The sequence below is a fragment of the Halalkalibacter flavus genome (genome assembly GCF_036663575.1).
In the GTDB taxonomy this organism is placed as follows: domain Bacteria; phylum Bacillota; class Bacilli; order Bacillales; family Bacillaceae_D; genus Halalkalibacter; species Halalkalibacter flavus.
This window is the reverse complement of sequence record NZ_JAWRVK010000402.1, coordinates 1-239: the sequence shown is the minus strand read 5'-3', so window position 1 is coordinate 239 and position 239 is coordinate 1. Positions and strand designations below refer to the sequence as shown.

Here is a 239-nt window from a genome sequence, read left to right as displayed (position 1 = left end):
GTGGCGGTAAATCAACGATTTTCAGCTTGCTTGAACGTTATTATCAACCAACTGCCGGGCAAATTCGGATTGGCAATCAAGATATTGAGGACCTCAGCATTAATAGCTGGCGGTCACAGATTGGCTATGTCAGTCAGGATTCGGCCATTATGGCTGGTACGATTCGTCAAAACCTGACGTATGGCGCGGATCGTGACTATTCTGACGCTGAACTCTGGCGAGTCTTGACGTTGGCTTCA

The 239-nt window shown here is 48.1% G+C and carries 1 protein-coding gene; it reads left to right on the top strand.

Annotation, left to right across the window (positions count from 1 at the left end):
- Positions 1-239, top strand: a 239-nt coding sequence (locus SAY88_RS25610) for an ATP-binding cassette domain-containing protein (protein ID WP_332635249.1), incomplete at both ends; no start/stop codon positions are given.